General features: G+C 36.8%; 8 protein-coding genes. 6 read left to right on the top strand and 2 right to left on the bottom strand.

Going from position 1 to position 10,250, the window contains the following annotated elements; all coding sequences use genetic code 11:
* Nucleotides 1-702 precede the first annotated feature (702 nt).
* The 4 genes from PN497_RS11410 (at nucleotide 703) to PN497_RS11395 (ending at nucleotide 7,352) form a co-directional block, all read left to right on the top strand.
* The gene (locus tag PN497_RS11410; RefSeq protein WP_096567029.1) at nucleotides 703-3,876 is read left to right on the top strand and encodes a plasmid replication protein, CyRepA1 family; all 3,174 of its coding nucleotides are present in this window, start codon (nucleotides 703-705) and stop codon (nucleotides 3,874-3,876) included.
* A gap of 237 nt (nucleotides 3,877-4,113) precedes the next feature.
* Nucleotides 4,114-5,025: a tetratricopeptide repeat protein gene (locus PN497_RS11405; protein ID WP_096567027.1), complete on the top strand. Its 912-nt coding sequence runs from the start codon at nucleotides 4,114-4,116 to the stop codon at nucleotides 5,023-5,025.
* Nucleotides 5,026-5,276: 251 nt separating this feature from the next.
* On the top strand, nucleotides 5,277-6,359 hold the full coding sequence (locus tag PN497_RS11400) for a class I fructose-bisphosphate aldolase (RefSeq protein ID WP_096567025.1): 1,083 nt from the start codon (nucleotides 5,277-5,279) through the stop codon (nucleotides 6,357-6,359).
* 513 nt (nucleotides 6,360-6,872) lie between these two features.
* Nucleotides 6,873-7,352, top strand: a complete 480-nt coding sequence (locus PN497_RS11395) for a hypothetical protein (protein WP_096567023.1) — start codon at nucleotides 6,873-6,875, stop codon at nucleotides 7,350-7,352.
* Between the two features lie 391 nt (nucleotides 7,353-7,743).
* Here PN497_RS11395 and PN497_RS11390 read toward each other — a convergent pair whose 3' ends face one another.
* A complete protein-coding gene (locus PN497_RS11390) occupies nucleotides 7,744-8,550 on the bottom strand; it encodes a hypothetical protein (protein ID WP_096567021.1) in 807 nt (268 codons plus the stop codon).
* A 231-nt stretch (nucleotides 8,551-8,781) separates the two neighbouring features.
* Here PN497_RS11390 and cobU point away from each other — a divergent pair, with 231 nt between their 5' ends.
* Entirely contained in the window at nucleotides 8,782-9,330 is a 549-nt protein-coding gene (cobU, locus tag PN497_RS11385) for a bifunctional adenosylcobinamide kinase/adenosylcobinamide-phosphate guanylyltransferase (RefSeq protein ID WP_096567019.1), read from the top strand.
* Nucleotides 9,331-9,386: 56 nt separating this feature from the next.
* On the top strand, nucleotides 9,387-9,815 hold the full coding sequence (locus PN497_RS11380; protein ID WP_096567017.1) for a hypothetical protein: 429 nt from the start codon (nucleotides 9,387-9,389) through the stop codon (nucleotides 9,813-9,815).
* A gap of 240 nt (nucleotides 9,816-10,055) precedes the next feature.
* On the opposite strand, the gene PN497_RS11375 is transcribed toward PN497_RS11380, so the two are convergent.
* A partial coding sequence (locus PN497_RS11375; RefSeq protein WP_272110165.1) for a hypothetical protein occupies nucleotides 10,056-10,250 on the bottom strand: 195 nt, incomplete at its 5' end.

Raw genomic sequence — 10,250 nt, 5'->3', positions numbered from 1 at the left:
TAAGCAACTCCACCAAAGGAAGCAGGAGTCGTAGCCAGGAAGGAGAACGCAGCGAAGTCAACGAGATTACCACCACTAACAACAGAAGATTCTTCAGCAGCAACTTGAGTGAATAATTCGTTATTGTTGATTACTTGCATGACTCAATACTCCTTGATCTTGATTGATTTTATTTGCTTTAAGCTAGAAGTTGATTGCTTTTTTGTAAGCCCCTCAACCGCTTGCTTGTTAATACAATATCGAGAACAAACCCTTGAAGTCATGCTCAATTTCTGCAAACTTAATTTCCAAATTTAGAAATCCATATTTCCGAAAAATACACGCGCCAATTACAATTAATCGTGCAAAAATAATCAACATAAAAATTCCCTATTCTCAACTTTATTAAATGCTTCACTACCCAGCCAACTCCTAAATACTCTATATATTTAACCAATTCCGGTATCTAAACAGTATATGTTTACTATTTAAACCCAAAATTTACTGATAAATAAAAATTAATCATGCACAAATATCACAATACAAAAATATTATTTCTACCATCTCACAAGAAAAATCAGCTATTTCTGTAATCACCGAAGTATTGCCATAAACAAAGTATAAAACTTTTGCCATTTTGGCACAAAGTTTTTATCAAAAATCAGCAGATGCGTGTTAAGGTTTTATTTCCTTACCCCATTTCTTCTTTTAGTGCCTCTGCCCATGTTAGATTATTTACACCCCCAGCACCTTGAAGAATTAGTCCAAAATAGCTGTATTGATTTACACTTAACCCGTCTAAATTTTATATCGCTCCAAGGTACGATCGCCTATCAGTACCTACTTATATCGGAACAAATACCACGCACCAATACTGGCATGGTAAAAAGTTCGTGGTTGCAGCATTACAGCCATATTACAGCAGGTGGTTGGTGGTGTTCTGGAAGAGATCCACTGAATAATTGGCATAAGATGGAATGGGGATGTTTTAAACCATCCCAACCCCGACAAAACAAAAAAGGCAAGTCTATTAAATATGAACATCCTCCCAGCACACCAACACGGGTATTTTGTTTGCGGGTGACATTGAAAATTTGGCAGCAAGTTGCCCAGCGTTACAATATGGATATGCCTGACAATATCACCATTGCTGATGATGGTGAAGCGGAAGGTTTTTGGCAATGGGTGATGGAATGTAATATCTCCATAATTATTTGTGAAGGTGCGAAAAAAGCCGCAGCTTTATTAACACAAGGCTATGTTGCTATTGCTATTCCTGGTATTACTAGCGGTTATCGCGTTGTTAAAGATAACTTAGGTCAAGTTACCCGTCGTCAACTCATACCTGACTTAGCAATTTTCGCCACCAAAAAACGCAATTTTTATATATGTTTTGATTTTGAAACTCAAACAAATAAAATCGCCGCTGTCAATAATGCTATTTCCCAACTCGGTTGTTTATTTCAACAACAAAATTGTCCGGTAAAAGTTGTGGAACTACCAGGAACGGAAAAAGGCGTTGATGAATTTATTGCTGCTAAAGGTGCAGCTAATTTTGATAAAGTTTATCGTCAAAGTGTAGATTTAGAAATTTATCTAGCTCAAACTAAACCTCACACTGAGTTAACAATTTCTTCTGCACTGAATGTTAACCTGGCTTATTTAGGAGAAATACCTTTTCCCTCTTCTGGTTTAGTAGGAGTAAAATCCGCTAAAGGAACTGGAAAAACTACTGGACTGGAAGCTATTGTTAATCAAGCCAAAAGTCGGAATCAACCAGTTTTATTAATTACTCATCGCATCCTTTTAGGAAAATTTTTATGTGAAAAAATAGGCATTAAATGGGGAATTAACCATGAAGCTTGGAGTATAGAAGAACATCCCCAACTACCAATTACCAAATCTTTTGGTTTATGTGTTGATTCTCTTTGGAAATTGCATCCTCAAGATTGGCAAGGGGCTATAGTAATATTAGACGAAGTTGAGCAATCTTTATGGCATTTACTAAATAGTAATACTTGCAAAAATAAACGAGTGAAAATTCTGGGAGTCTTCCAACAATTAATTGCTACAGTTATAAAAAGTGGAGGTTTGATAATTGCCCAAGATGCTGATTTATCAGATGTTTCTCTAGAATATTTACAAGGTTTAGCAGGAACTAAAATTACTCCTTGGGTAGTTGTCAATAAATGGAAACCCCAAAAAGGTTGGGATGTAACTTTTTATGATTCACCTAACCCAACTCCATTAATTCATCAATTAGAATTAGATTTAATTGCCGGACGTAAATGTTATGTAACTACGGATAGTCGCACGGGGCGTTATAGTTGTGAAACCATTGAAGGTTATCTTAAAGAACGTTTGCAGAAGTTGAGAAAGCAATTTCCTGATACTTTGGTGGTTAGCAGTCAAACGACTAATACTCCTGGCCATGCAGCATCTGATTTCATAGCTGCTATTAATCAAAAAATTACTGATTATGATACGGTTTTTGTTACTCCTAGTTTGGGAACAGGAATTAGTATTGATGTCCAACATTTTGACCGAGTTTATGGTATTTTTCAAGGGGTAATTCCTGACGCGGAAGCACGTCAAGCATTAGCAAGAGTACGTGATGATGTTCCCCGTGTTGTCTGGTGTGCTAAACGCGGTATCGGTTTAATTGGCAGTGGTAGTACCAATTATCAATTACTATCTCATTGGTATCAAGAAAACCAAAAAGAAAATCTCGCTTTACTCAGTCCTTTACATAAAATAGATGTAGATTTACCAGCAGTTTATGATCCAATTCATTTAAGAACTTGGGCAAAATTATCTGCTAGGGTAAATGCTTCTATTCGTCTTTATCGTCAATCTTTACAAGATGGATTAATAGCTGACGGACATAAAATTATTATGCGGAGTAATGCTGTACAAAATAATATTCTGCGGGATTTACGTTTGGCTTTTTTTGCTACTGATGCCAGGGATGTAGAAACTCGTAAAAGATTAATCATGGAAATTGTTAAAGTCCAAAAAGATTGGGCGCAAAGTCGTCAAAAAGCTAAAGATATTAAACGTAAAATTAAGGAAATTAAACAAGAAAATCAATTAATAGCTGCCAATGCTGTGGCTAATGCTAAGGAAATTGATTATGTTGAATATGAACAGTTATTAGCTAGACATTCTCTCAGTGACGAAGAACGTAATCAAATTAATAAATATATTCTCAGAGATAGGTATGGTGTGGAAGTAACTCCTTGGTTAAAATTGCAGGATGATAAAGGATATTATGGACAGTTGTTAATTCATTATTATCTCACTCATGAAAGTGAATATTTTCATGGTAGAGATCAGGAAGAGTGGCAAAAACAATTATCTTGGGGTGAGGGTAAGGTTTTCTTACCTGATATCAAGACTTATACTCTCAAAGTTGAAGCTATGAGAGCATTAGGTATGTTACAATTCCTGGAATCAGGAAGAGTATTTAGTGAAAATGATAGTGATATTATTTGGTTAAAAAATGTTGCTATTCACAGTAGTAAACATATTAAACGAGCTTTGGGTATTGATGTAGTGAAAGAAAAAAAATCTGTTTCAGGAATTACGATACTTAATCGACTTTTAAGTTTATTGGGTTTGAAGTTGCAACAGGTAAATAATGTTGATAAAGGGGTTGATAAAGTTTATAAAGTTTATAAAGTTTATAAAGTTTATAAAATTGATATAGCAACTCTTAATGATGGGAGAGATAAAATCTTTGCAGTTTGGCAGCAACGTGATGAGTTGAGGTTGCATCATTTACATGGTGTCAATATACATGGTGTCAATATACATAGTGTGAATATACATGGTGTGAATACGGAAATTAGAGATTATTCTTTAAGTTCTCAGTTTATGGTACAGGAAGTAATGTAATTTATATGTAAGGAGTCAGGAGTCGTAGGGGCGAAGCATTCGGAAAATAACCTTTTCATAAAATTGATAATTTATCGCCCGAATGCTTCGCCCTTACAGGAAAATAGCCTTTTCATAAAATTGTCAAACAACCTCTCAAGAATAACTCGAAAACTCTCATTTATTCTGTATCCTGTATTCTGTATCCTGAATCCTGACACTTGTATTTTTAGAGAAAGTTAAAGATAGAAAAATTACATGAATGCTGAAGAGTTGATTAAACAGGGAATAAAGAAGAATTTACAGGGTGATTATGAAGGTGCGATCGCATTGTTTAATCACGCATTACAGTTAAATCCCAATTTAGCTGAAGCTTATTATAACCGTGGTCATGCCTATTTACAATTAGAGACATTTGAACAAGCGATCGCAGATTATCAACAAGTCCTCAACATCATCCAAAATTCTTTCCCCTTACCGCAAAATATTCCTCAAAATATTCAAAATATTATTCAAAACATCAATTTTGATATAGCTAAAGCATTTCATAACCAAGGTTTAGCTCGTTTTAGAAACGGAGATGATCAAGCTGCCATTGCAGATATCAACCAGGCTTTACAATACTCTCCTGATTTTGTTGCCGCTTACAGTAATCGTGGTAATATTCTGCATATTCTTGGTAATTACAAAGAAGCAATTGCTGATTATAACCAAGCAATAAAGTTAAATCCCAACATAGCAGCAGCTTATCATAACCGTGGAAATAGTCGCTATGCTCTTCAAGACTATCAAGGTGCAATCACAGATTATCATCAAGCATTAGAAATTAATTCCAACTTTGCCGAAGCTTATTATAATCGTGGTTTAGTAATGTCTCACCTGGAAGACTATGAAAAAGCCATATCTGATTTTAATCAAGCAATAAAACTCCATCCTGATGATGATCAAGCCTATTATCAACGAGGTTTAGTTTATAGCAATTTAGGAAACTATGAAAAAGCAATTGCAGATTATAATCAGGCATTGCAAATTAACCCTATCCTCTCCATAGTTTATGGCTTGCGGGCTAATGCACGTTACCATTTAGGAGACTATGAAGGAGCAATTGCCGACAGCAACATACTACTACAACTTAACCCTCAACTAGCAGAAAAAATTAGTAATGGGTAATTGATGATTGGTGATTCAATATAAAAGTTTTGAACATATTTGCTTTTCCCTATTCCCTATTCCCTATTCCCTATTCCCTGCCCCAACAGATATCGTAAGTGTTCCACCGGACATGATATAATTTGTCAACTCTTTCTATTTATATATGTCTTGGGAAAGTAGACAAAATCATCATTTAAAAGCCCTAAATAGTAATAGTGTTTAACCAAAAACCTTTCTAAGTTTTCTGGTTGTGTACGTGAGAAAAAAATATGACTACAACCTTATTACAACCCAATTCCTTGGAATCATTACTAGGTAAAGAAGCAGAAGATTTGCTAACATATAAAGCCAAGGTTTCTTCAGATTTGCTGCATTTACCAGGAGCAGATTTTATAGATCGAGTTTGGATCAATAGCGATCGCTCTCCCCGTGTGGTAAGAAATTTACAACAAATCTATTCTACCGGACGTTTAGCAAATACAGGCTATCTTTCTATCCTCCCTGTGGACCAAGGTATTGAACACTCAGCCGGGTCTGCTTTTGCACCTAATCCAATTTATTTTGATCCCGAAAATATTGTGAAATTAGCAATAGAAGCAGGTTGTAATGCTGTGGCTACAACTTTAGGTGTATTAGGCAGTGTGTCCCGCAAATATGCCCATAAAATCCCCTTTATTGCCAAAATAAATCATAATCAATTGTTGACTTATCCTAATCAATTTGACCAAATTATGTTTGCAGACGTTTGGCAAGCTTGGCATTTGGGAGCAACCGCAGTTGGGGCAACAATTTATTTTGGTTCACCAGAGTCTGATAGACAAATTCAAGAAGTAAGTCAAGCTTTTAAACACGCCCATGAATTGGGTATGGCAACTGTGCTTTGGTGTTATTTGCGAAATAGCAATTTTCAACAAGATCAAGATTATCACTTAGCTGCTGATTTAACTGGACAAGCGAATCATTTGGGTGTCACCATTGAAGCAGATATCATTAAACAAAAATTACCAGAATGCAATCATGGTTATGAAGCAATTGCTAAAGCTACAGGTAAAAGTTACGGTAAAACTGATGAGCGAGTTTACACAGAATTAACCACAAAACACCCCATAGATTTAACTCGTTATCAAGTATTAAATTGTTATGCTGGCAGGGTAGGATTAATTAATTCTGGAGGTACTTCTGGTAAAAATGATTTTGCTGAAGCGGTACGAACTGCTGTAATTAATAAACGTGCTGGTGGTACAGGATTAATTTCTGGCAGAAAGACTTTTCAACGTCCGTTTGAGGAAGGGGTGCGCTTGTTTCACGCTATTCAAGATGTTTATTTATCACATCAGGTAACTATAGCTTGATTTTGCAGCTTGATTTTGCAGCTTGATTTTGCAGCTTGATTTTGCAGCTTGGTTTTGTTTTGTTGCAAATACCTGATGTATGAAATGATTTTTTGATACCGCAGCATGGTGTAAGCCATCAAAGTCTCATCATGGGGATAGGAAACCTGTAGGGGTTTAGCATTGCTAAACTCCTACTGCTGTATTTAGGGTTTGCTGAAAAAGTCCCTTCATTGAGGCAGGGAATAGGGAATAGGGAATAGGGAATAGTTTGAGCTATCTGTTATCCCCAGATTTTCTAATTTATCAGACCCAAAATGCACAGTTTTTAAGGTGTACCCTTCAAAAATCTTGCACTTTCTTTCCTCCTGATCAGCCTCAAACCTTTGATTTACGAGTATTTTGGGTTTATTCAGCAAGCCCTATTTACATTACTTTTTATATACATTTAACCAACCCCAAGTAAGACGTTAGTTAAAGGAGATTTTTTTAAGATTTAGGCATTTGTAAAATATTAAAAAGGACATTTTTCTCATGTGGGAAATAAAGAGATTATTTAATCAAATTCACCGCCAACTTGCTATATTCATGTTAGCTGGTTTAATCTGGTTAATTGGCTTACCTATGCTTTCGGCTCAGGCTGCTGGTTATTATTCCCTGAAAAACCAAAAGCCAGAAATAACTCGACCATATTATTCTAATAAAGCTGGGAAATTAGTGAGAACTGATGTTGTTAGACCTTTTTACTCAACTAAAGAAAGGGGAAAAGCCAAGGTATATACAACACCAGAAATAGGTGATGATTATATCGAAAGTGGCAAGCGTGCAGGTGAAGTAATTCCTAAAGATTTGGGAACTGGAAGTAGACAAAAAAATCCGATCAAGATGCTCAAACGTGCAGGGGAAGAGTTGGGTAATGAACCCCTAAAACGAACTTTTGGCGCACAGGATTATGAAAAGAGTGAAATTGAACAGGAGTTAATCAGAAATAAAGCTGCAAGAGGAGATTATTAAGTAGGGGTTGCTGAGAAAGTCTTTCCGTGAGGGCATAGGAGTCAGGAGTCAGGAGTCAGGAGTCAGGAGTCAGGAGTCAGGAGTCAGGAGGAGATTTGAAAATTTCTTTGCCATCTCTTGAAATCCCCAAAAATGCACACTTTTTCCGGTATACCCTTCAAAACCCTTGCACTTTTTTCTGTGTTTATCAGCCTCTAACCTTTGATATATCAAGGTTTTAGGTTTATTCAGCAAACCCTAAGTAAAAATTGACAATTGACCATTGACAATTGTTTCATTTAAGGTTTAAAACCTCCCCTTTCCAGGGAAAAAAGCAAAAAATTCCGCAGAATAGGCTGCTTGCCTTCAGCCTCCTGCCTGATGATAACGACAATTTTTAACGCTTACCTACTTATCCCTGTTGAATATGGCTGTGTAAAGCCACAAGAGTTTCCGCTAATTGGTTTAAACGAGTTTCCAGAGATTGTTTACGTCCAAAAAGCTGACGTAATTTTTGGTAACGGGCAATAGCCATGCTAACTTGAGGAACTTGATCAACTGGACATTGACGCGACCAGGCTTTACCAGTAGCATCAATTCCACAAAGGCGGTAGCCAGTACGGGATGATTGATAAGAAGCATTCTCTTTTGACTCGCAAATCTCTTGCACATAATCCATTAGTCGTTCAACTTCCCCATGACGCAGGGTTGCAGTTCCCCCTGGTTCTGGTTCTTGGGGATTCGACTCTAACCAGCCATTAATCACTGGACCTTCTAAATAAATATCCTGAATTTGCTGGAGAATTGATTGTAATTCTGTTTGCCATCCTGCTACAATCTCTTGAATCTCTTGTAAAAGATTCATCGCTAATGCTGGATTTGCACCGTGACGATGGTTACTAAAGCTCGGTGTTTTAAACTTGGGTAAGCTAGGTGTTTTGACTTCAGTTTCTTGGGCTGGGAAAGTTTGTACGGAATTATGTTTAGAAAATAAATGTGGCTGTGATTGGGGATTGGTTTCTTTATTGGTATTTATATCAACTGTGTTAATGTCTTGATTGGCTGAATTTTCTTTAACTTCTTGGCTTTTTTTAGCTCCGATGCTAATTCTAAAGGAGAATGGGCGTTTTGTCCCATCACTGGTTTCTGGTGGTAAGTCGGTACTACGTATCCCTAAATCATGTAAAGTTGCCTCAATGCGTTTTAAACCTGGTTTCATAAACAGATCCTAAAGCTTCTTGTGCTGCCGATACTTTTTAACTATTATCATATATTGCACCATCATCCTATGTGAAAATCTAAGTCTACAACCCTGATTATTGCGTAGGGTGGGCAATGCCCACTGCACTTTTATTGAGAAAGTGCAAGATGTGAGTGCAAATTTATCTGGTTTTCTTGTGCAAAGGGTTGGTAGGCGTTGTATTTTTATTGGCAATTAATATAATTAATTATGAGTAGAGTTATTTTAGTAACAGGTCCAGCACGTTCAGGAAAAAGTGAATGGGCAGAAAATTTAGCAATTCAGTCCGGGAAACAGGTTATTTATATAGCAACAGCAATGGAAAATCCCCAGGATCAAGAGTGGCAAGAACGCATTGAAAAACACAAACAACGTCGTCTACAAGATTGGGTAACTCTGTGTGTACCTGTGGAACTGGCGGACACTCTCAGTAATGCCAAATCTGATACCTGTATTTTGATTGATTCTTTGGGAACTTGGGTAGCTAATTTTTTGGAAGAGGATGATTTAAGCTGGGAAAAAACCTTAGCAGAATTGTTAGAAGTAGTACGTTTAATTGATGCTGATTTGCTGTTTGTTGCTGAAGAAACTGGTTGGGGTGTAGTTCCAGCTTATCCTATAGGTCGAAAATTTCGCGATCGCTTAGGTAGTTTAGTCCGTCAGTTAGGTGCAATATGTGAATCGGTTTACTTAGTAACTGGTGGTCATGTTCTTAATCTCAGTGTTCTTGGGTTTCCCTTACCACCAAGCAAATCTTAATGCAAAATTAAGGATTAATGGACTCAGATTCCCTCATTTAAATCTACAATTAATATATGGCAAACAAACAAAACGTAAAAAAATATCTTGCTCACTGGTTTCAATTAGGGAAGAAAGTGATAGTCGGTCATAGTAATCAAAGTTTCTTGCCTAACCCAGTGCTAAAGGGCAATAACTATAGTCCAGAGTTTGAAGAGTGTTGGCAACAAATTCTTGCCTTAGAAACCCGTGATTGTTATTTAGAAGATACTCAAGAAAACATAGCCGAACTGCTAACCCCAACTTGGGAAGTCCTGCCTTGTGGGCGCTGCGCGATGCCAGTACCTGTTAAAACTATGGGAATGCCATCAATATTGTGTCCTTGTTATTATTTGCCTACTTGGCCTAATAATGAACTACCACCGCCAAGATGTCCAGTTAATACTCAAGAACAATTGATAGAAATTCGCGATCGCTTGCTGGAAAATGTGCCTTCATCAATTTAACAATTTGTTCACAAAATAAGTTGTTAAATTATTTTTTGAAATTATTTTTGATTTTCACTCATAATTGCAGAGATCCCGACTTCTTTAAAAAGTCCGGGATCTTTTTGTTTACTTGCTTTCTTCCAAAATCAAAATCGAATCCGCACTGTGTCCAAACTCTTCTGGTGTATATTGCATATACAGGACAAAGAAATGTTTCCAGAGTCACAGAAAGAACTAAGTAGGGTTTGCTGAATAAACCTAAAACCCAGATATATCAAAGGTTACACGCTGATAAAGAGGAAAAAAGTGCAAGGGTTTTGAAGGGTATACCTGAAAAAGTGTGCATTTTTTGGAATTTCGAGAGATAGCAAAGAAATTTTCAAATCTCCTCCTGACTCCTGACTCCTGACTCCTGACTCCTGACTCCTGACTCCTGACTCCTGACTCCTGACT

It is taken from the genome of Sphaerospermopsis kisseleviana CS-549, assembly GCF_028329225.1.
GTDB lineage: Bacteria > Cyanobacteriota > Cyanobacteriia > Cyanobacteriales > Nostocaceae > Sphaerospermopsis > Sphaerospermopsis kisseleviana.
This window is presented reverse-complemented; position numbering and strand designations above follow the sequence as displayed.